The sequence below is a fragment of the Synechococcus sp. RSCCF101 genome, assembly GCF_008807075.1.
Classification (GTDB): domain Bacteria; phylum Cyanobacteriota; class Cyanobacteriia; order PCC-6307; family Cyanobiaceae; genus RSCCF101.
Genome location: NZ_CP035632.1, coordinates 150,186 through 171,688, shown reverse-complemented (window position 1 = coordinate 171,688; position 21,503 = coordinate 150,186). Strand labels below are relative to the sequence as shown.

20 protein-coding genes are annotated in these 21,503 nt (G+C 62.4%); 12 read left to right on the top strand and 8 right to left on the bottom strand.

All coding sequences use genetic code 11. The features are described 5' to 3' along the window. The first annotated feature begins 14 nt into the window (after positions 1-14). From grrA to EVJ50_RS00850, 4 genes are read left to right on the top strand one after another with little or no spacing between them, the layout of a single operon-like run. Positions 15-386, top strand: a complete 372-nt coding sequence (gene grrA, locus EVJ50_RS00865) for a GrrA/OscA1 family cyclophane-containing rSAM-modified RiPP (protein ID WP_150881944.1) — start codon at positions 15-17, stop codon at positions 384-386. Next, on the top strand, positions 383-1,549 hold the full coding sequence (gene grrM / locus EVJ50_RS00860; RefSeq protein WP_225323001.1) for a cyclophane-forming radical SAM/SPASM peptide maturase GrrM/OscB: 1,167 nt from the start codon (positions 383-385) through the stop codon (positions 1,547-1,549). Before grrA ends, grrM begins: the two co-directional genes overlap by 4 nt. Further along, complete coding sequence (locus EVJ50_RS00855; protein ID WP_191964816.1) at positions 1,543-2,832, top strand: ABC transporter substrate-binding protein; 1,290 nt, start codon at positions 1,543-1,545, stop codon at positions 2,830-2,832. Before grrM ends, EVJ50_RS00855 begins: the two co-directional genes overlap by 7 nt. Then, positions 2,829-4,106, top strand: a complete 1,278-nt coding sequence (locus tag EVJ50_RS00850) for a mechanosensitive ion channel family protein (RefSeq protein ID WP_150881941.1) — start codon at positions 2,829-2,831, stop codon at positions 4,104-4,106. Before EVJ50_RS00855 ends, EVJ50_RS00850 begins: the two co-directional genes overlap by 4 nt. Before the next feature lie 28 nt (positions 4,107-4,134). Here the strand turns inward: EVJ50_RS00850 and EVJ50_RS00845 are convergent, their stop codons facing one another. The 3 genes from EVJ50_RS00845 to EVJ50_RS00835 form a co-directional block, all read right to left on the bottom strand. Continuing rightward, positions 4,135-5,457 (bottom strand): carbohydrate porin, encoded by a 1,323-nt coding sequence (locus tag EVJ50_RS00845; protein WP_191964815.1) that lies wholly within the window; start codon positions 5,455-5,457, stop codon positions 4,135-4,137. Positions 5,458-5,982: 525 nt separating this feature from the next. Continuing rightward, positions 5,983-6,429 (bottom strand): aconitase X swivel domain-containing protein, encoded by a 447-nt coding sequence (locus tag EVJ50_RS00840; protein WP_150881939.1) that lies wholly within the window; start codon positions 6,427-6,429, stop codon positions 5,983-5,985. Positions 6,430-6,526: 97 nt separating this feature from the next. After that, a complete protein-coding gene (locus tag EVJ50_RS00835; RefSeq protein WP_191964814.1) occupies positions 6,527-8,146 on the bottom strand; it encodes an aconitase X in 1,620 nt (539 codons plus the stop codon). Positions 8,147-8,411: 265 nt separating this feature from the next. Here EVJ50_RS00835 and EVJ50_RS00830 point away from each other — a divergent pair, with 265 nt between their 5' ends. After that, the gene (locus EVJ50_RS00830) at positions 8,412-9,218 is read left to right on the top strand and encodes an AraC family transcriptional regulator (protein WP_191964813.1); all 807 of its coding nucleotides are present in this window, start codon (positions 8,412-8,414) and stop codon (positions 9,216-9,218) included. Between the two features lie 7 nt (positions 9,219-9,225). On the opposite strand, the gene EVJ50_RS00825 is transcribed toward EVJ50_RS00830, so the two are convergent. After that, positions 9,226-10,293 (bottom strand): AI-2E family transporter, encoded by a 1,068-nt coding sequence (locus EVJ50_RS00825; protein WP_191964812.1) that lies wholly within the window; start codon positions 10,291-10,293, stop codon positions 9,226-9,228. Positions 10,294-10,544: 251 nt separating this feature from the next. Between EVJ50_RS00825 and EVJ50_RS00820 the strand changes: the two genes are divergently transcribed. The 6 genes from EVJ50_RS00820 to EVJ50_RS00800 all read left to right on the top strand — a co-directional run bounded on the left by EVJ50_RS00820 (position 10,545) and on the right by EVJ50_RS00800 (position 17,289). After that, positions 10,545-11,656 (top strand): IS3 family transposase gene (locus tag EVJ50_RS00820; RefSeq protein ID WP_370455549.1). Its coding sequence is split into 2 segments (ribosomal slippage): positions 10,545-10,806 and positions 10,806-11,656, totalling 1,113 coding nucleotides; the frame shifts between segments, so codons are not numbered across the junction. A 76-nt stretch (positions 11,657-11,732) separates the two neighbouring features. Beyond that, positions 11,733-12,155, top strand: a complete 423-nt coding sequence (locus EVJ50_RS14775; RefSeq protein WP_225322998.1) for a leucine zipper domain-containing protein — start codon at positions 11,733-11,735, stop codon at positions 12,153-12,155. A gap of 45 nt (positions 12,156-12,200) precedes the next feature. Further along, positions 12,201-12,536, top strand: a complete 336-nt coding sequence (locus tag EVJ50_RS14770; RefSeq protein WP_225323000.1) for a DDE-type integrase/transposase/recombinase — start codon at positions 12,201-12,203, stop codon at positions 12,534-12,536. Between the two features lie 24 nt (positions 12,537-12,560). Next, on the top strand, positions 12,561-13,178 hold the full coding sequence (locus EVJ50_RS00810) for a transposase family protein (RefSeq protein ID WP_150881934.1): 618 nt from the start codon (positions 12,561-12,563) through the stop codon (positions 13,176-13,178). After that, positions 13,172-13,702 (top strand): ISAs1 family transposase, encoded by a 531-nt coding sequence (locus tag EVJ50_RS00805; protein WP_150881933.1) that lies wholly within the window; start codon positions 13,172-13,174, stop codon positions 13,700-13,702. The genes EVJ50_RS00810 and EVJ50_RS00805 overlap by 7 nt, the downstream gene beginning before the upstream one ends. A gap of 710 nt (positions 13,703-14,412) precedes the next feature. Next, positions 14,413-17,289, top strand: a complete 2,877-nt coding sequence (locus EVJ50_RS00800; RefSeq protein ID WP_191964811.1) for a bifunctional diguanylate cyclase/phosphodiesterase — start codon at positions 14,413-14,415, stop codon at positions 17,287-17,289. A gap of 1,235 nt (positions 17,290-18,524) precedes the next feature. Here EVJ50_RS00800 and EVJ50_RS00795 read toward each other — a convergent pair. Further along, positions 18,525-18,929: a hypothetical protein gene (locus EVJ50_RS00795; protein ID WP_150881931.1), complete on the bottom strand. Its 405-nt coding sequence runs from the start codon at positions 18,927-18,929 to the stop codon at positions 18,525-18,527. A gap of 246 nt (positions 18,930-19,175) precedes the next feature. On the opposite strand from EVJ50_RS00795, the gene EVJ50_RS00790 reads away from it, so the two are divergent. After that, entirely contained in the window at positions 19,176-19,355 is a 180-nt protein-coding gene (locus EVJ50_RS00790) for a transposase (protein ID WP_370455548.1), read from the top strand. Between the two features lie 386 nt (positions 19,356-19,741). Here the strand turns inward: EVJ50_RS00790 and EVJ50_RS14765 are convergent, their stop codons facing one another. The 3 genes from EVJ50_RS14765 to EVJ50_RS14450 form a co-directional block, all read right to left on the bottom strand. Next, positions 19,742-20,125 (bottom strand): DDE-type integrase/transposase/recombinase, encoded by a 384-nt coding sequence (locus EVJ50_RS14765; RefSeq protein WP_225322999.1) that lies wholly within the window; start codon positions 20,123-20,125, stop codon positions 19,742-19,744. A 45-nt stretch (positions 20,126-20,170) separates the two neighbouring features. After that, positions 20,171-20,593 (bottom strand): leucine zipper domain-containing protein, encoded by a 423-nt coding sequence (locus EVJ50_RS14760; RefSeq protein WP_225322998.1) that lies wholly within the window; start codon positions 20,591-20,593, stop codon positions 20,171-20,173. 143 nt (positions 20,594-20,736) lie between these two features. Further along, a complete protein-coding gene (locus EVJ50_RS14450) occupies positions 20,737-21,306 on the bottom strand; it encodes a hypothetical protein (RefSeq protein WP_191964810.1) in 570 nt (189 codons plus the stop codon). Positions 21,307-21,503: the final 197 nt, after the last annotated feature.

The window sequence follows — 21,503 nt, the reverse complement described above, 5'->3', positions numbered from 1 at the left end:
CTGCGCCCCGATCCATGCTTCAGCCCATCTCCAGCCGCACCACCCAGCTGGGCCTGCTGCTGGCCCTGGCGACCCTGGCCGCTCCAGCCACGGCCACCCTGCACACCGCCCCCGCCGCCCAGGGCCAGCAAACGGTGGAGCAACGCCTGAGCCGACTCACCGCCGCGCTTCAGGATCGCGGACTGGCCCGCCCGCAGCACACGGAGCTGGCCCTGGGCTTCATCAACGGCCGCTACGGCGGTGCCGCCCGCGGACCGCGCGGCCGGGGCTTCGTGAACGGCCACCGCTATTACGGCGGCCCGGCCCGCGGTTTCGTGAACGGCGGCGGCTACCGGGGCGGCAGCTTCGCCAACCTCCGCCCGGGACGCGGCTTCGTGAACTGGTGAACGAGCCCTTCGGGCCGCTGAAGCTGCTGGTGCTGCAGCCCACCAGCCTCTGCAACCTCGATTGCCGCTACTGCTATCTGCCCGACCGGACGCGACGGCTCCAGATGGATGCGTCGTTGCTGGATCGCATCTTCGATCGGGTGCTGGAGAGCCCCTTCGCCAGCGGGCCCTTCAGCCTGCTCTGGCATGCGGGCGAGCCCCTGCTGCGACCGCCGTCCTTCTACGACCAGGCCACGGCCCGTCTGCACGAGGCCCTGCGGCGGCACGGCTGGCCGCAGGATGCGGTGAGCCAGGTGGTTCAGACCAACGCCACGGTGCTCAACGACGCCTGGGCGGCCTGCCTGATCCGCAACCGGATCGACGTGGGGGTGAGCCTGGATGGACCGGCCTGGCTGCACGACCGGGAGCGTCGCAGCCGCAGTGGCGCCGGCAGCCACGCCGCGGCGCTGCACGGGGTGGAGTGCCTGCAGCGCCACGGCATTCCCTTCAGCGTGATCGCCGTGGTGACCGAGGCCTCCCTCGATCACGCCGATGCCCTGTTCGAGTTCTTCCGCAGCATCGGGGCCGAGGAGGTGGGGCTCAACATGGAGGAACGGGAGGGGGTCAACCTCCGCTCCAGCCTGGAGCTGCAGGAGGGCGGCGCCCCTGCGGCCCAGCAGCACCTGGAGCGGCGCTACATCCGTTTCCTGGAGCGCCTGTGGGACCGCAATCAGGCCGCCGGCCGGCCACTGGCGATCCGTGAATTCGCCGATGTGATGCAGCTGGCCCTGAGCGGGGAACGGATTGGCCGCAACGATCTCAACCACCCCTTTGCGATCGTGAACGTGGATCATCAGGGGCGTTTTTCCACCTTCGATCCGGAGTTGCTGGGCGTGGACACGCCCCATGGCTCCTGGGTGCTGGGCCACGTGAGTGACACGTCCCTGGAAGACAGCAGCCGAAACGAGCGCTTCCAGCGGCAGTGGCAGGCGGTGCAGCAGGGGGTCGAGCAGTGCCGCCTGCAGTGCGGGCACTTCGGTCTCTGCGGTGGCGGCGCCTGCAGCAACAAGGTCTGGGAGAACGGCACCGCTGCCAGCGCCGAGACCCAGGCCTGCCGCTACCGCATCAAGCTGGCCAGCGAGGTGGTGCTGCAGCGGATGGAGCGGGAGCTGGAGCTGTGCTGAGGCTGAGCGAACGGCGGCGATTGGCGCGGACCGAGCGTCAGCATCGGGGCTGGGCCCCACTGCTGATCGGGGCTCTGATCGCCACCGGGTTGTTCGGGTGCAGCTCCTGGACGGGGCGCCCCCGGCCGCTGCAGATCTATGTGGAGACGGGCGAAGGGGGGAAGGGCCGGCTCAGGGCCGACAACATCGCCGAGTCGCGAACGGCAGCACAGGCGGTTTCCGACTCCTTCCGGCTGGCACGGGAGGACGTGGAGCTGATCTTCACCTTCATCGAAGGCTCTCGCTTCGTCGATGAGGTGGCCTACCGCACCGGCCTGGGCCTGGGGCCGGATCTGATGATGGCCCGAGTCCCCACCACCCGGGCTCTGCTGCTGGCGGGGCTGACCAATTCCGAGCCCGTGGACGGGCCCTGGCTGAAGACGGTGAGCCCGGAACTCAGGCAGGCCGTGAGTCAGAACGGCACGCCGGTGATGAAGCCGTTTGTGGTGTTCCCTCAGGTGGCCTGCGTCAACCGCCGCCTGATGCCCGAGCCGCCCGCCACCCTCGCTGAGCTGCTGGAACAGGCCGCCGGCGGGAAAGCGGTGGGTCTTCCCTCCCGCTTCCGTGATCTGGCCTGGACGATGAACGACCCGCTGATGGAGACCTTCGTGCGTTCCGGGCTGAAGCGGGGTGATCCGGCTCTGCGGCAGCTGGCAACGCAACAGGACATTGAACCGGCGTTCCGAACCTGGCTGCGCTGGATCGGCAACGCCGGCCTGCAGAACAATGTGCTGTTCTTCCGCTCCACCAGCGATCTGGATCGTGCCTTCCGAGACAAGGAGCTGAGCTGGATTCCATGCCGGGGCAATTCGATCCGCGATCACGTTCTCAACCTTGGCCAGGATCTGGTGATCACACCCCTGCCGGGCCGCGTTGAGGGAGAGATTCCTTTCGCCGTGACCGAGCAGCTGATGATGAGCTTCGGGGTGAACTCCACGCGTCAGCAGTCGGAGCGTGCCAGGGACTTCGCTCTCTTCGTGCTCAGTCGCATCACTCAGAAGCAGCTGACGCGCTCCATCGTGGGGGCCTTCCCTGTGAATACCGGCATGATCTTCAGCGCGGCCTCCGGCCGCCTGCAGGCCCTTCAGGCCAGCCGGAACAGATCGGCCTTTGAAAGCCTCGAGGCAGCGGCGATTCAGGGCGAGCGGGGCGAAGCGCTGGACGATCTGGTGGAGGAGGTGAGCCTGGGACTGATGTCGCCCGAAGAAGGAGCCCGGGCCGTTTCGGAGAGCCTGAAGCAATGAACGCAGGAGAAGCAACGTTCTGGGGGCTGCTGGGGCTGATCAGCCGTCCGGTGGTGGTGGCCCAGGTGGCTGCGGGCCTGGTGGCCGTGATCGGCTGGAGACTGTTCTGGGCGCGACCGGATTGGACGCGCGGCATCCCCTTCGCTCAGCTGATCCGCCGCCCCGGATGGGGCGGACGGCAGTGGGTGCTGCGGATGGCGCTGCTGGCACTGCTGCTCAGCCTGCTCGCCGGGCTCTTTCTCCTGCTCGGGCAGCCATGGGGTCTGCTGCGGTTTGCCGCAGCCGCCGCCTGGATCTGGACCGGGATCCGCATCCTGCTCCGCCTCTTGAGCAAGCGCCTGAAGGCCGCCACCCTGCAGCGATGGAACCGGCAGGTGGCCAAGCCGGCCTTCATGCTGCTGGTGCTCACGGCGGCGATCAATCTGTTCGTGCCGCTGATCAAGGTGCTCGAGCAGCCCCTGTTCACCGTGTTCGAAACAACGTTCACGGTGGGAACGGTGGCCTCGTGCCTGGTGATTCCCTATTTCATCGTGGTGCTGAGTCCCCTGCCGGTGGGGCTGCTCAGCTGGTCGCTGCAACGCCTGCTCGGGATGTCGGAGGGCAGCAGACGAGCCGTGGCCCTGATTCTCAGGTATCTGGTGATCGGTCTCGGCCTGGTGTGGCTACTGAACCGGATCGGCCTCAATGCCACCGGTGTGGCGGCCATCGCCGGTGGCCTCTCGATCGGAATCGGCTTCGGCGTGCGGGAGCTGATCGCCAACTTCGTCAGCGGCCTGTGGCTGTTGTTCGAGGGATCCGTCCGACCGGGCGACATCCTGTTCATCGATGGCGACCCCTGCAGCGTGATCAGCCTGGGGCTGCGGGCGGCCGTGCTCTGGCGGCAGCGTGACAACGCCGAGCTGGTGATTCCCAATCAGGAATTCTTCACCACCCGCACCACCACCTATTCCGGCAGCGACAACCTGCGCCGGGGCGAAGTGCTGGTGTCGGCGCACTACCGGCATGACCCGGAACATGTGATGGGCTGCCTGCTGGAGGCGGCCAGGGGAAGTCAGCTCGTGCTCCCCGATCCGGCTCCGTCGGTGTTTCTGGTGCGCTACGGAGAATCCTCGATTGATTTCAGTGTGCGCTATTTCGTGGCCGATCCCTTCACCAACCTCAGGGCTCACACGGAGATCGCCTCTGCCGTGTGGAAGCGCTTCGAGGCGGAGGGCATCGAGATCCCCTTCCCGCAACGCGTGGTGCGCACGATCACAGCTGAGGCCGAGGCCTGAAGGGAAGAACCGGGCGCAGGAGCTAACCTCAGAACGTGGTGCGAAGCCGCAACGTGAAAGCGGAACCATCGTCGATGATCGAGCGCTTCAGGATGGGTGTCACGGCGTTGGCCGGCTGAATGTCGTACTGGTAGGCGAGCGTCACATCGAGGTTCTGGAACAGGGGGAAGCGGTAGAAGACCTCGATGTCGTATTCATCGCGCGTCTCCTCATTCACCTTGAGCCAGTTGAAGCCCACACCGATGGCATCGTCCTTGAGAATGCGGAGCAAGCGGGGGTTGTTGTACACGAGGTGGGCACTGGCCTGCTCATCCCAGATGGCGGCGCTGCCGCCGAGGGACTTCGACCAGCGACCGATGCCGATCAGACGACCATCGGTCGTGAGCTCCTGCTCGAGCTTCACGCTCATGCCCCAGCCGGACCTGCCGGTCATGGCATTGATCGGCAGACCACCGGGATTGTTCCAGATCGTGATCTTTGAGTAGCCGGCGTTCTCCGTGAGCGGCCACTGCTTGAACGCGATCTCACCGGCGGTGTAGAAGGTCATCCTGGAGAGATCACCATCGGTGAAGCGGTTGCCGTAGGCATCGGACGCCAGAGCCATCACGCCCAGTCGATCCGTGATCCACGCGCCCGCTACCACGCCGTAGCCGGTATCGGGATAGGCGTTGGCGAAGAAACCGGTGGAGGCATTGGAGAGGAAGGTGGTGACCGGGCTCAGGTACTTCGAGGTGCCGAGGATGGCGTCGGTCGTGATCCGTCCAATCCGGTAGAACCAGCCGGCCTCGGAGCTGCCCTGCTGCCAGTAGAGATTGCGCAGCAGAAAGGTGGGCTCGTAGCCCGAGAAGGCGTTGGCCGTACCGATCGCACTGCCGAGCGACTGAAAGCCGAGATTCTGGGGGCCGCGGGTGCCGTAATCCCAGCGCCCTTCCAGGTGGGCGTAGATCTTGCCCACCGTCGGCGTGCCGCGGTTGACCACGTCCCAGGAGAGGATGAAGTCGAGGTCGGTGGTGGAACCGCCGGTGGGCTGATTCGGCAGTGCCACCGAGAGATCCTGGGAGGCGTGGTTGATGTTCAGGCCAAGCCGAACACCGGTGTCGTTGTAGAGACCATTGCTGAGCCGGGTGGTGGCCTCGCTCAGGTCGTTGATCGGACTCCTGGGGATCAGAGCATTGCGCTCGGTTTCCCGCTGCACGATCTCGCCGAGCAGCCTCGAAGGGTCGGACGGGTCACTGATGATCGGTGGGACGGCGCGCGTGCGCGCAGCAGGAGGACCTTCTGAGGTCTGGCTCTCGGCGGTGTCCGGCTCCTCGGGATCCGGCCCCTCGGGCACCTCGCCCTCCGCAAGCATCAGCGGACAGGGCTCGGGCTCGGCAGGGTCAACCTCAGCGCTCGGTTGCCGAGCCGCGGATCCTGTTGCGCCAGGGTCGCTGCAGGTGGTCGGACCGGACCTGGCGTTCTGAGCACCGCTCGCCCGGAGGGACGCGTCCTCAGCGACCGCGCTCAGCGCGGCTTCAAGAGCGGGAGAGAGTTCAAGGGAGCGCTGTTCAGCCTGAGCCGGCGCGATCAGGCAGGATCCAAGGGCAGCGAGAATGAAGGCAGTGGACTGACGATCAGGACCGAAGAAACGGCGCTTGGGCTGCATGTCCAGAATCGACAGTTAACAGCCAAGAACTTACCGGCTGAGGCACCTGATCAAAGAACAGAGTGGACAGTTGAGTGTGATGACAATCAAAGGTCCTTGCACCCTCACGCAGCCAACAGAAAGACGGGATCAGCAGAGACAGCCCTTCACAAAGGAGGCCTGTCTCTGCAATCAGCCGGTGCTGATGGAGGATTCAAAGGGACAATCAATGGCGCTGGCAGTGGAGCCGGATCAGCCCACCACAACGGTGCCGTCTTCACTGATGACGAGCTTGTCGCCATTCTTGACGGTGTTCATGAACTCGTCGCCCAGCAGGTCGATGGTCACCACTTTGCGGTCGTTCCAGACGTCGTCCATGATCAGCCCCCCGGCAGCGATGGAGTCGATGTGGTCGGAGAACAGCATCGCCTTGAAGCCCACGCCCAACAGATTCATGCCCATGATCGCGCCGGCGCCCATGGTGGAGCCCACGGTCTGCGGTGTGCAGATGATGGTGCCGCTGAGGTCCTTCTGATAGAGCTCGGGATTGTTCGCGTCGGTGCAGGGAGCCGTTTCCGTGTTGCCGGCGAACATGTTGGTGAAGTAGGACGCCGTGGTGTTGAAGGGCTGCTTCGACACCAGTGCCGTGCCTTCGAGGTTGCCGGGAATGATGGGACGGCCCTTGAACGTCTTGGCCATGGAGGTGGAGGTGAGGGGTGAGAGTCAGGAGATTGGAGTCGGCATCACAGGCGAGCGGTGATGCCAGAGATGAAGCGAGGAACAAACAGCGTTGGTGCTAGACCTTGCCGGTCACGGCAATGCTGACCAGCTTCTGATCGGGGAAGTAGCGAACGGGCGAGTAATTTCTGTTCTTGGCTGAATTCGTGACGGCTCGGACGCGCTCCGAGAAGCCCTTCATGCCGGAATAGGACACGCCGCACATGTTGGTGACGTGAATGCCGGCCGCCAGTCCGCGGCTGGCCAGTTGGGGCTCCTCCAGCAGGATGCGGGTGCGCGTCACCGTTGGCGCGAAGATGTACACCGGTAGGGCCAGCTTCTGCCTGCCGGCCTGGTCCATTCCCTTCAGGAGCATCCTGGCCCAGCGGACGGTCTCCTCATAGTTGCAGTGCGGGCAACCGATGAACACCGCGGTGGGATCCCCATTCGGATCGTCCCAGAGGTTCTCAAAAGTGTCGAGAATGGCCTGCTGCTCCTTGTCGTCGAAGACGTAGGTCTTGTAGCCCTGCGCCAGCATGTCGCGCCCTTTCTCCTTCGGCTCAGGCGTCACGCCCTCAACGTGGTAGCAGCCCACGGCACCGGCAGCCGCTGTGGCGCTGCCCATGTACTTGAGCTTGTACCAGTTGTCGTCGGTGACCTTGCCGCCGGGGAAATACTTGGCGACGCCGGCGATGTAGGGAATGTCCTCCACACACTTCCGGCCGATCGCGGTGCCGAGAACGCCCCAATCCGGTTCGCTGGTGGTTTTGACATCAATCAGCCACTTGGCCTGACGGCCCTCATCGGTCATCAGGCCGAAGTAGGGAGCCTTGCCGAGCATGGCGCAGAGCATCTCCATGCCGGCGCCGTAGCGATTGGTGCGGATGCCCAGCACCGAGTTGCCGTAGTTCACCGCCGATGATTCGCACCAGGCGACCGACGTGCCCGGTGCCGGAGCGTTGCCCACATCCTTGGTGTAACAGGCACAGGAGCGGTAATTGAGATCCGGTGCTCCCAGGGCTGAGTGGACCGCATCGAGCCGCATCTGCAGGGGATAGCCCTCTGCGATGAGCTGCATCTCGGTGGGGTTGTTCTGGACGTTGTAGACGTCGTAGGGGCGGGGATTGACCGTGTAGGGGGCGTAGGACTTCAGACCCGCAGCGGCGCATTCCTCCAGCATCACGATCAGGGACTCCAGATAGGGCGCCCCGATGTAGAGGTTGCTGTGGGGAGCCCCGCCAAGGTCCACCATCTTGGTGGCACCGAAGGTCTCGCCGAAGCGGACGAGAATTGTCATCAGCTTGGCTTTTTCCGGCCCTTCCTTCCCATCCAGGATCGCCTGCTCCTGGGGAGTGAGGGTCATCTTGGAACCGGCGGTGGCAGCGGTGGCTCCGGCCATGGAACTGCCGGTGAAGGTGGCTCGCTGCCCGTTCGGAGCGCCGTCGGGACCGGTGCCGAGCATGTCGGTGGTCTTGAAATCGGGCGCCCAGGCGGGAGCGTCGGATGCGCCGCCGCGGGATGGTGAGCGGCGACGCCCGGTCGGTGCCGCGGCAATGGCGGAGCCGGATGCCGCCTCCGGTGCGGCGGGGCTGGCGACATCAGCGGCTGTCTTCGCGGCTTTCGACTGACCTCCCTTCACCGCCGCCGCCGTGACCGCGGCAGCGGCCGCCAGAGACTTGATCAGAGCACGGCGCTCCATGGCAAGTGCAGCAGATGTCTGCTGACAGTCTGCACAGCCTGCGCAAGCCGGAATCGGAAAAAAGCAGCGCAGCCGTGATGAGCATCGCCGCATCAACGCATCAGCACACCTGCACCTACAACAGGAAGGTGCCATCAGCCCGTTGCAACGGACAGCACCCGTGAGGACTCGCGATCCAGAGGCGTTCCGCGCTGGCCTTCGAGGCTTCAGTGGCGACATGTGGTGCACCGGGACCCATTCAGAAGCGCAGTGGGAACTGAACCGATTGGAGCTGGGCCCATTCACCCTCCAGCACGGACATGTGGGTGCAGCGAACCTGGTGATGGGCGAGCCGCTGCCCAGCGGTGGACTGATTTACCTCCTCGGGCAGAGCGAGGGGGCGTCGCGCTTCAACGGTCAGGCCATCAGCGGCGGCAATGCGGTGCTGTTTGAGCCGGGGCACGACTTCTGCCTCAGCCATGCGCATCCTCACGACTGGTTCACGATTCGCACCACTCAACCGGCCCCAGCGCAGGGCAGCCACACCCTGCTGCATGAGGCCAGACGGGTGGAGCCGCTGCTGCGGACGGTCACGTCGCTCATGGCCACGGCTGCCGAAGCTCCGGGCCTGGCCGCCAGTCCGGCAGGCACGGTGGGCAGGCGGATCCTGGAAGCCCGGCTCTCGCGGTTGAGCGGCCCCGGCGCAGCCAGCGAGCCTTCTCCCGCTCCCGCTCAGGGCCGCCCGCCGCGGGCGCGCCAAGCGATCCTGGAGGCCTGTCATGACGTCCTGGGCGAGCTCGATCACACACCCGTCTCCGTCAATGAGCTGGCACAGGCCTGCAGCGTCTCAGCGCGCACGCTGCAGACCGTGTTCAACGACTACTTCGGCTTCGGGCCGTCGCGGTTTCTCCAGTACAGACAGCTCTATCGCGTGCATCGCGATCTCGTGGAAGCCGATCCCGCCACCGCCACGGTGAGCGACATCCTGCTGTCCCATGGCGTGTGGAGCTTCAGCCATTTCAGCCGTCGCTACAGGGCGCTCTTCGGCCAGACCCCGGGTCACACGCTCCGCCGCGGCGGCCCTGGGATCTGACTGGTGATCAGGCGGCCGGCGTGAGGCCAGGCTCATGCACCGGATCCCGCACCCAGAGCCGAAGCAGGGAGTAGCCGAGGCTGAGGATCACCGGACCGGTGAACAAGCCGGTGAGCCCGTAGGTGAGGGTGCCACCGAGCACCCCCAGCAGCACCACCACCAGGGGCACGGGCAGACCTTTGGCCATCCAGATCGGCTTGAGCACATTGTCAATCAGTCCGGCGGGAATGAGCCACAGGGTGAGCAGCAGGGCGGTGAGGGTGCCCAGCGACGTCCAGGCATAGATCAGCACCGGCAGCACCACCAGGGCCGGGCCGACCTGAACGAGTGACAGCACCAGGCAGAGGCCGATCAGGACGCCGGCCCAGGGGATGCCGGCGAGCACAAAGGCAATGCCGATCAACAGCGTCTGCACCAGGGCCACACCGATCACGCCGCGAATCACATGCTGGAGGGTCGATGTGGCCAGATCGATGAAGGCATCGGCCTGCTCCGGCGCGAGGCGCTTGGCCACCAGACCGAGACGTTTGCGCAGGGAAGCCGCGTTGATCATGAGAGCCAGGCTCACAATCAGGGCCACGATGAGCTGGAGCACCGAGGCCAGCACGTTGGCGCCCGATCCCAGCAGCGACTGGCCCAGATTGGCCAGGGCGGGTTTGATCTGCTCAAGAAACGAAGGGAAATCCGCAGCCGAATCAGCCCACGTCTGGCTGAGCGCCGGACCGATCAACGGCACATCCGACAGCCAGGCCGGAGAGGGGGGAAGGGCCAGGCTGCCCGTGGCCACCGATTCCGCCAGGGCTCGCGCATCGCCGGCCAGGTTGATGATCAGGAATCCAAGAGGCCCGAGGATCACTGCCAGGCCGGCGATCAGGATCACCAGGGCCGCCAGGCCGGAGCGCCCCCCCAGGTGCTGCAGCAGCCAGCGGTAGGACGAATGCAGGCCGATCGCCAGGATCACGGCCCAGATGATGATGGACAGGAAGGGGCTGATCACCAGAACACACCAGGCCACAAGCCCTCCCGTGGTGACCAGTTGAAGGGTGAGGTCGATGACCTGTCGGTTCGTTCTCACAGAGATTCCCTGACGACCGGGCCATCCTGACGGAGTGGCGCAGGGATGACTCGTCACCAGCCAGTCGTCGTGACAATTGGTAGGTGCTGGGGTCCGCGTTAAACGCCATGTCAAAGCCATCCAGCGCTGGTTAGCGTGGACAGAAAGCGGCCTGCCAGACGACAAGCGTGGCACGTTTGACGTGGACCCTGGAAATCGGTCCAGGGTGAATGAGAGTCCTCAACCGGCCAGACTGGGCCGGGGACTTCACCATGAAACGAATCCGTCACACTCCAGAGCAGATCATCCGCAAGCTCAAAACGGCCGAGCAGCTGATCGCCCAGGGCAAGACCGTCACCGAGGTCTGCCGCGTGATCGAGGTGACGCAGCCGACCTACCACCGCTGGCGTCAGCAGTTCGGCGGCATGCAGGCCGAGGAAGCCAAACGCCTGACCCAGCTGGAGAAGGAGAACGCCCGACTCAAGAAGCTCTTGGCGGAAGCGGAGCTGGAGAAGGCGATGCTGAAAGATCTTGCCGAGGGAAACTTCTGAGCCCGGAACGCAGGCGCAGGGCGGTCCTCGTCCTGCAGCAGCGTTACCGGGCATCTGAGCGGTTCGCCTGCCGGCTGGTGGGTCAGCACCGCAGCACCCAACGCCATGGCGGGACGGTCCCTGGGGCCGAGGAGGCCAAGCTCAGGCGCCGGCTGAGGGAGATCGCCGCTGAGCACATCCGCTGGGGCCGGCGGATGGCCCACCGCGTGCTGCGGCGCGAGGGCTGGAGCGTGAATCACAAGCGGGTGCAACGGATCTGGCGGGAGGAAGGTCTGCAGCGGCCCACTCCCCGAAAGCAGAAACGGGCACGGCCCGCGGACGGGTCGGTGCGCCGCCATCAGGCCGAGTATCCCCATCAGGTGTGGGCGATGGACTTTCAGTTCGATGCCACGGCCGATGGCCGGCGGCTCAAGTTCCTGAACGTGATCGATGAGCACAGCCGCCTCTGCCTGGCCATCCGGGTGGGCAGGCGCTGCAAGGCCAGGGACGTGGTGGCCGTGCTGGAGGAGCTCACCAGCCTCTACCCGGCGCCGGCGTTCATCCGGTGCGACAACGGCCCCGAATTCATCGCCCACGCGCTGCGGCGCTGGTGCCAGGGCAGCGGAACCACCACCTCGACCATCGAACCGGGATCTCCGTGGCAGAACGGCTTTGCCGAGTCGTTCAACGGACGGTTCAGGGATGAATTCCTCAACACTGAGCTATTCACCACAGCCCCAGAGGCTCAGATCCTGGCCGATCGTTGGCGCTGGGAGTACAACTCACTCAGGCCGCATTCGGCTCTCCAGGGGCGTACGCCCCTGGAGGCAGTTCAACAGGGAGCTGCCGCATGACCATGACCACCCACTCTCATAAGGCTTGGACCGATAAAGGGGGTCACGTCACCACCAACCCAGACCTCACGCCTCCATGCATAGCCATCCGAATGCCCGCCTGACTCAGCGGGGCCGTCTGAGGCTGATCTGCCAGCACCTCGACCAGGACTGGTCACTGCCGGAACTCGCTGCTGACGCTGGGATCAGCCTCCGCTGCGCCTACAAGTGGCTGGCGCGCTTCCGTGCAGGCGGTCCAGCGGCACTGGCGGATCGGCGGAGTGTTCGGCGCCACCAGCGCCGGACGCTCGATCCGCGGCCACTGCAGAAGGCCGTGGCTCTCCGCCACCAGCGGCTGCATCTGCGCCACATCGCCCGGCTGCTGGCGGCTCCCTTCTCCACCGTTGCCAGGACCCTCAGCCGGCTCGGCCTGGGACGGCTCCGCAACCTGGAGACCAGGCCGCCCGTACAGCGCTACGAGTGGGAGCGACCGGGCGACCTGGTTCACGTCGACATCTAGCCGAAGGCTTCTCCGAAGGAGTAGTCCCTGGCCCGGTTCCGGAAGGTGGGGCACCGGATCACCGGCGACCGGCAGAAAGGCCGGTCCTATGGGGTCGGCTACGACAAGGGCCACGTCGCGGTGGACGACGCCACACGCCTGGCCTACGCGGAGGTGCTTGCCGACGAGCAGAAGCCCACCGTGATCGGCTTTCTGGCCAGAGCCGTCGCGTGGTTCGACGAACAGGGGATCGAGTGCCGGCGGGTGATGTCGGACAACGGTCCGGAGACCGTCTCCAGGCAGTTCGCCGTGGCCTGTCGGACCCTGGGGCTCAGGCACATCCGCAGGGCTGATTCAAAGTTCGGCACAGCAATCCTTGCCACGGCTGCCAGCATGGGCTGAGGTCAGCGGGATCGCTCCGTCTCCGTGCCCCAGATCGCCTCTGACGCAACTGATCTCGACCTGATCACCTACCTCCGGGCTATTCCTGATGCCCGCATGCGACGGGGCGTTCGCATCCCTGCCTGGTACCTGCTCCTGGTGGCGGTTCTCGGAATCCTGAGCCGGTGCGAGAGCCTCCGGGATCTGGAGCGCTTTGCCCGGCGCCATCACGCTGTTCTCATCGAGGCGCTTGGGATCGAACTGCGGCGCCCACCGTCTGATTCCGCCTTCCGCTACTTCTTCCTGCAGGTGGATGTCACGGCCGTCTGCGATGCCATTCGCGACTGGACGATCGCTCAGATCCCTGATGATGCGGCCGATCTCGATCAGCTGGTGTGTGACGGCAAGACGTTGCGGGGCTCGGCAGAGCCCACCGCTGGCGGTGGCTCGGCGTTCATTGCCCAGGTGACGCTCTACTCCGCGGCCCTGGGCGTGGCCATCGCGCAGACCTGCTACGCCACAGGCGAGGACCACGAGCGGGCTGTCCTCAGGAGGCTGCTTGGAGAGCTCGACCTCGGCGGTGTGCTGGTTCAGGCCGACGCACTCCACACGCAGAAACCGTTTTTCGGCAGCTCCAGGAGCAGGGAGCCGACTTCCTGCTGACGGTCAAAGCCAACCAGCGGACGCTGCATCGTCAGATCCGCAGCCAATTCCAGGGGAAGCGCCGGATCCCTTTCACCGCAACGGATCACGAGCTTGGCCATGGCCGTGACATCACCTGGAGCATCCGGGCGAAAGAGGCACCCGCTCACATCAAGGAGAACTGGCCCGGCAGTGCCTGGATCGTGGAGGTGAGCGCCACCGGCTCCCGCCAGGGCAAGCCGTTTCAGGCCACCCACCGGTTCATCACCAGTCTGCGCACCCCTCCAAAAGCCCTGCTGCAACTGGTCCGTGACCGCTGGAGCCTGGAAAGCTGGCACTGGATCCGGGACACCCAGCTCAGAGAAGACAACCACCGCTACGGCGGCAATGGCGCCGGGGTGATGGCCACCCTGCGCACCGCGGCACTCAACCTCCTGCGACTGGCTGGATTCCGCTCCGTCCGCGAGGGACTCCAGGCCGTGATGCACGACATCACCGCGCTTTTGGCGATGGTCCGGCAGACACCGGGAGCAGCGATGCCATGAGACTTTGAATCAGCCCTGGGCACATCCGGACCAGGGCGTACATCCCCAGAACCAACGGCAAGGCAGAGCAATTCATCCAGACGCTCTGCCGGGGATGGGCAATCGCCACGTCATTGCACACCTCAGAGAAGTGAAACCACTGGCTCCCTCGCTACCTGTCGAGCCCCAACCGTCTGAGGAAACACTCGGCCCTCGGCTGGCGTTCACCTCAACAGCGACTCAGGGATCTGCTCTGCTGACCAACCTGCTGAGACCAGCAACACACCCAAACATCTGCATTCAACTCAGTGGCATGGGCGAGATTTGCGCTCATCGAGTGGACCTGGCTACCGTGATACAGATCCGATTGTGGACTTGCCAATGGAACCTCTCCAAGAGAGCCAGACGACCGCATTCGCCGGAAAAGGAAGTGATTCTCCTGGGAATCAGAACAGTGAGGGAGTAGTCAGAACTCGAGCGAAATGCAATTGATACTGCGAAGAATCTGCATCTGGAAGCCAGGGCCGCTGCTTCACGCGTCCACTACGGAATAGCAACAGGCCAGAAGAGGCTTCATCGTAAACGACATCACCCGTACGGCATAAAGAATCGCGTAGTTGGCGGCCTGCGGCTTGGCTTAACCTCTCTAGGCCTGCTATAGCGAGTGAGGCTGGCCAAGAAGAGATTCCATGAGTTGCGAGCCTGGCACTAACGTTAGCTGCATGTCAGACATGGCGGAGAACATTTTCCAGCAAGAGGGTTTCAGATATGTATTTAACGCTCTCGGAACGGCGAGCATAATTTGCAGGAAGAGCTCAGAAGATGACTCAGTCATTATTGCTGCAATCAATCAGGCCGCACTGAATTGCCAGGGTATATCTAGGATTCGAGCAATCGGGAGAAAGTTCGCAAATGTGTTTAACACGGAAGGCAACGCCGATGTCATCAATGCGCTCAAGGCTGCGCTTGATCAGGGTCAGAAAACATTTATTCCAGCCAGGCAGTATGCTGGTGAGAATGTATGTGCGTGGCGAGAGTTTACGATCGCACCGCTAACATCGGATAGCTGCATTGTTGAAATCAATTCGCTTGACCCGAGGTGCGTAGCTTCGCTTGCATCAGATTCGGTTGAAAGCAACAGACGATATTCTCTTCTTGCAGAGGCGACACTTGAAGGGGTCTGGGAATGGGATATCAGGGAGGACAGGGTATTTTTGTCAGACCGCTGGATGAAGACACTAGGATATGGCTTCAAGGAACTTGAGTCGAGCCTCGATGGTTGGATGAGGCTGATTCCTGGACCGCACAGCACGAGGATCAGGCAGGAGCTTCTCCATTCGCTGCAGGATGAATCAGATACATTTCAGTCTGAGTACCCATTGGTTCACCGAGATGGCCATCTAGTATGGGTATTGAATCGTGCGATCAAGTTTAGAGATGGAGAAGGTGTAGTCTCTCGTGTTTTAGGTGTACATATTGACATCTCACGGATCAAGAAAGCCGAGCAAGAACTATCTCAAAAAGAGGAGCATACACGGCTCGCAATGAAGGCAGGGAAGATGGGCTCTTGGTCCGGGGAGGTTGAAGATGGAAGCATCACATCTATCTTCTGGTCAGAGGAGGTCGAAGGCTTGATGGGAATGGAAAAGGGTGGCTTTGGAGGTGAGGTTAGCGATATTGCAGCCGCCGTTCATGCAGAGGACAGACAACGGTGGGTTGATAATGTCGAAGCTTTTGTTGCTGGAAAAGCGGACCATGACATCATTTTTCGCGTTCCCTCCACATCGGAGACAAACCGATGGCTTCATGCGATAGGCAAGTATTTTAAGGACGACAACGGAGATGTCTATCATCTTGCAGGCGTAGTGCAAGATATCACACAGTACAAAGCCGACCAGAGGAAGATCGAACAAGCTGCCGTGGTGTTTAATAACACGATGGAGGGCGTTCTGGTGACTGATCTAGATGCCTGCATTATCGATTTCAACTCTGCAGCTGAATCGATCTCAGGATTCAAGCGCGATGAAGTTCTTGGCAGAAATCCCAGGATATTTCAGTCTGGAAGACACGCCAAAACGTTCTTTGTTGAGATGTGGTCGACGCTTCGATCAACAGGTTCGTGGAAGGGAGAAGTGTGGAATAGGAAGAAAGACGGAACGATCTATCCCTCATTGTTGAGCATCAACTCCATTCTCGATGATCAGAGTGTGCTTACAGGTTATGTTGGCGTCTTCTCGGATGTTACCTGGCTCAAAGAGGCGAAGGACCGGCTTCAGTTCCTGGCCAACCACGATCCCTTAACTGGTTTGCCTAATCGATTGCTATTCGATGCAATACTTAGGAAGAGGCTAGAGCGACCAAGCCGGCTTCAGGAAGGAAGTAACCTTGCAGTGATCTACTTTGACCTGGATAACTTTAAGACAGTCAATGATACGGCGGGTCATCTTCAGGGAGATCAGCTTCTACGGCAAGTAGCAGATAGGCTCATTCGGAGACTTCGGACATGCGACACTGTGGCTCGCGTAGGCGGCGACGAGTTCGTGATACTACTTGATGATCTTTCGTCTCCTGATGTGGCGAGTGAAATTGCATCAAAACTTCGATTGTGCATGCAAGAACCTTTCATTGTAGGCCAGGAACGCATTTATACAACTGCCAGCATGGGGATTGCAGTTTATCCAGACAACGGGGCAACATATCTCGACCTAATGAACAACGCAGACAAGGCTCTATATAAAGCCAAGCAGCTAGGTCGCAATACATTCCGTGCCTATGACTCACGAATTGGAGAGTCGACTGAGCTGGCTGCCTCTCTGACTCATGAGATTGGCTTTGCCGTCGATAGTGGCCAGATTAAGCTTGTCTATCAGCCTCAGATATGTCTAGCTACGAATCGACTTATTGGTTTTGAAGCACTAGCCCGCTGGAGTCATCCTGTGAGAGGACAGATACCACCCGATGTATTTATCCCAATTGCTGAACAAACTGGATTGATCCACGAGCTTGGGGAGTTTATCTTGCGATCTGCTTGTTCTCAGGCAAGGGAATGGCTAAATAGTGGTTTGCCTTTGGGTTATATCGCCGTGAATGCCGCTGGATCACAAATTCAGCACAGGGGCTTCTCGAATGTGGTCGAGCATATGCTGGATCGTTACCATCTGCCAGCGAAGTTCCTGGAACTTGAAGTGACGGAGAGTTTCATGATGAAAGGAATTGAAACTGCCGTAGAGCAGCTGGAGTACTTGAAACAAGCTGGTGTAACAACCAGCATTGACGACTTTGGTACCGGCTACTCTTCGCTCGCCTATCTTCAGGCTTTGCCTGTTTCTCGAATCAAGCTTGATCAATCATTTGTCTCAGGTCTGCCCGATGACGCAAACTGTCTTGCAGTATGTGATGCAGTCATTTCGATGGCTAAGTCTCTCGGTCTTGAGGTTGTTGCTGAGGGTATAGAGAATCAGTCCCAAGCAAGATTGCTGCATTCCAAAGGCTGCGCTGTAGGCCAAGGTTACTATTTCAGTAGGCCGGTCGCCCCTGAGGCTGCTGCGTTGATGCTAGCCGACTTTGCATCCCCGCTAGGCGAAGAGATAGATCAATCGACGCACTAACGCTATCCGTAATTCACTCTGCATTGCCTTTCCATTGAGTGACGTCCAATGAGCGGACATCGCAATTTGCTGCCTGACTGATCAATGATCTGCAAGAGAGCAGTCGCCACTCATTCGTTAAGAATGCGCAGTTTTGTCTCCACCCTTCAATTCTCATGGCCATACAACTCAAAGACGCCATCCCTCCTTGGCAGGGGCTAAGCGATTTGGTGGATCAGCAGGCTGACCCTTGTCAGCCAGGACGCAACATTCCTGTTCTATGGCTTGCGCTGATCAATCAGGCACACTACTGTCTTTGCGCTCAGAGTCGGCTAGGCCGAGATTGCCTAGGAGGCTGCTACAGATAATGTCCGGAGCTGTGACCAGAGCGGCTGTATTCAGCTATCTTCCTGTAGAGGTTTTCGCTCGAGACATCGCTGTGAAGTTGTCGATGATGCCACCTGCCGCAGCAGATTGAGTGCGGCAGTTTGAGATCATCTATCCACCAGTGTGGCCCCTTGCGACGCAGGACTTCACACAATGACCAGGCCGATTCCCCCCTATCATGGCGGCCAGATCACTTGCAATGCATCAGGCCAGTGGGCTGTCATCTTGTCCGCTGCTGGTGAGCCGATCGGCCGTGGCCAGAAAGACAACGAACAGGACGCTCTGATCCGTGCCCCAGGAGTGCATCGACAGCCCCTGGCCGTGCTTGAGCTGATCGGCTGATCGAAAGGGGCGATTGCCTCTCGGAGTGAGTCCTCGGGTTACCATGAACAGGAGATCCTTGCTAGCTAAGGGCGGAGAGGTCGGGTCGATAGAGGAACAAGCCAGCAGCTGCCGGATTCCGATGGAGGAACAGTGCAGCAACTGCAGGTTCTGGAAAGACAAGGACGGCAGAAACGGTCAATCCCATTGCCGTAGACGGCCTCCTGTGCTTGTTGCACACGACTTCCAAGCGGGGCAGACCACGCCGAATGCGATCTGGCTGCAACCCCAGACCTCCCACTTCGATTGGTGTGGGGAGTGGGAGATGGCCATGGATGCGGCCAATTCTGTTGAGCAATCAAGGATGACCCACCCACATGCGAGCTTGTTTCGGAGGCGCAAGCAGCACAGGGAGCATCTCGAGGCAGCGCGTCATCACCTTATGGCCAAGCAGAAAGCGGAAGCATCCAACGCAAGAGTGACCATCCCCCCGTTGCCCACTCCACCCATCAGGATGACACCACTCCCCCCTCAAGACCATCGTGATCTCAATCAAGATCACCATGATGGATGGTTCGGGTAGGGCTGAAGGGCTGATTCAAAGACTTACGGCAACATTGCCAGCGGTGGCCTCCTGACGACATCGCCAGGAGCGTGGTGATGTCATGCACCCCGGACACGAGTCCTTGGCGGACGGAGCGGAGCCCAACCACTCGCATGAGGTTGAGTGCTGCGATGCGCAGTGTGGCCATCACTCCGGCGGCATCACCGCCGCCGCGGTGGTTGTCTTCACGAAGCAGGGCGTCCCGGATCCAGTCCCAACTGTCCAGGCTCCAGCGATCACGGATCAGTTCCAGCAGGGCTGTTTGTGTGGTTCGCAGGTTGGCGATGAACCGGTGGGCGGTGGCCTGAAACGGCTTGCCATGGCGGGATCCGGTGGTGTGCACTTCCACGATCCAGGCGCTACCGGGCCAGTTCTCCTTGATCTGAGCGCGTGCCTCTGACGTGGACCCCGGAAACCGGTCCAGGGTGAATGAGAGTCCTCAACCGGCCAGACTGGGCCGGGGACTTCACCATGAAGCGGATCCGTCACACCGCCCGTAGCCGAAGGCTTCTCCGAAGGAGTACAGATCATCCGCAAGCTCAAAACGGCCGAGCAGCTGATCGCCCAGGGCAAGACCGTCAACGAGGTCTGCCGCGTGATCGAGGTGACGCAGCCGAACTACCACCGCTGGCGGCAGCAGTTCGGGGGAATGCAGGCCGAGGAGGCCAAACGCCTGACCCAGTTGGAGAAGGAGAACGCCCGGCTCAAGAAGCTCCTGGCGGAAGCGGAGCTGGAGAAGGCGATGCTCAAGGATCATGCCGAGGGAAACTTCTGAGCCCGGAACGCAGGCGCAGGGCGGTTCTCGTCCTGCAGGAGCGTTACCGGGCATCAGAGCGGTTTGCCTGCCGGGTTGTGGGCCAGCACCGCAGCACCCAACGCGATAGCGGCAGGGCTCCTGTGGTCGAGGAGGCCAAGCTCAGGCGCCGGCTGAGGGAGATCGCCGCCGAGCACATCCGCTGGGGCCGCGGATGGCCCACCGCGTGCTGCGGCGGAAGGGCTGGAGCGTGAATCAGAAGCGGGTGCAACGGATCTAGCTGTCGTATCTCACCACGTTGTTCAGCAAAGCAGCTCCCTGAGTCGCTGTTGAGGTGAACGCCAGCCGAGGGCCGAGTGTTTCCTCAGACGGTTGGGGCTCGACAGGTAGCGAGGGAGCCAGTGGTTTCACTTCTCTGAGGTGTGCAATGACGTGGCGATTGCCCATCCCCGGCAGAGCGTCTGGATGAATTGCTCTGCCTTGCCGTTGGTTCTGGGGATGTACGCCCTGGTCCGGATGTGCCTGAGCCCCAGGGTCCGACAGGCCACGGCGAACTGCCTGGAGACGGTCTCCGGACCGTTGTCCGACATCACCCGCCGGCACTCGATCCCCTGTTCGTCGAACCACGCGACGGCTCTGGCCAGAAAGCCGATCACGGTGGGCTTCTGCTCGTCGGCAAGCACCTCCGCGTAGGCCAGGCGTGTGGCGTCGTCCACCGCGACGTGGCCCTTGTCGTAGCCGACCCCATAGGACCGGCCTTTCTGCCGGTCGCCGGTGATCCGGTGCCCCACCTTCCGGAACCGGGCCAGGGACTACTCCTTCGGAGAAGCCTTCGGCTAGATGTCGACGTGAACCAGGTCGCCCGGTCGCTCCCACTCGTAGCGCTGTACGGGCGGCCTGGTCTCCAGGTTGCGGAGCCGTCCCAGGCCGAGCCGGCTGAGGGTCCTGGCAACGGTGGAGAAGGGAGCCGCCAGCAGCCGGGCGATGTGGCGCAGATGCAGCCGCTGGTGGCGGAGAGCCACGGCCTTCTGCAGTGGCCGCGGATCGAGCGTCCGGCGCTGGTGGCGCCGAACACTCCGCCGATCCGCCAGTGCCGCTGGACCGCCTGCACGGAAGCGCGCCAGCCACTTGTAGGCGCAGCGGAGGCTGATCCCAGCGTCAGCAGCGAGTTCCGGCAGTGACCAGTCCTGGTCGAGGTGCTGGCAGATCAGCCTCAGACGGCCCCGCTGAGTCAGGCGGGCATTCGGATGGCTATGCATGGAGGCGTGAGGTCTGGGTTGGTGGGTCGCACCTCAACCCGTAGCGGCCTCACACCTCATTGGCCACTGAACAACCTGCTGAGACAGAACACTTAGCGATGTGCTGCCCACCACGCCCATCGATCTGGCGGTGCGGATGGGGCTCAGAAGGAGAACAGCAGGCCGCGCACATTCGCCCGGATCGGATCCTTGATCGCGTTGATGTCGAGCCCTCCGGTCACCAGCACGGGCGATTGCGGATCGATGGTGAGCGGTGACCGCACACTGCGCACATCCACGGTGGCGAACACCGGTGCGTCCGTGCTCACAGGAATCGGGCCGGGAGCCGCCACCGGGATCGGCGCCTCGGCCGCCACGCTCACGGGGGCCACGGCACGCACCGGGATGGGAGCCTCGGTGGTCACCGGCACGGCCTCCGGCAAGGCCACCGGAACGGCACCCTCCACCCGGACCCTGCCGGCCTCCACCTGAAGCGGTTCGGGGTTGGCCAGGTGCACCGAGCCGCTCACCGGCAGCGGCTGGTTCGACTGAACCGGCACCGGTGAGCGCACAGCATCGATGCTGACGCCATTCTCCAGCCGCACCGGAATCGCCTCGGCCAGGAGGCGATGCAGCGCCTGGGCCAGGATCAGGGACGACAGGGTGAAGGCAACCGGCCAGCTCAGCACCTCAAGCACGCGCAACCAGGTGCGGGAGGATCCGGAGTCATCCATCGGGAGTCTGAGGTGAGCGCCATCACATGATGCTGGCGTGATCCGCCCGGGCCAGGTCTGGCTCATCCATGCCAGAGCAGGACTCCATGGCATGCGATCTGATGGGGGCAGGCAATGGGATGGAGCCCATGCGATGAACCGAAAGACGGGCAACCTCCAAAGCGTCTGGCCAGCGCCTCGGCACGAGCGAAAAGATG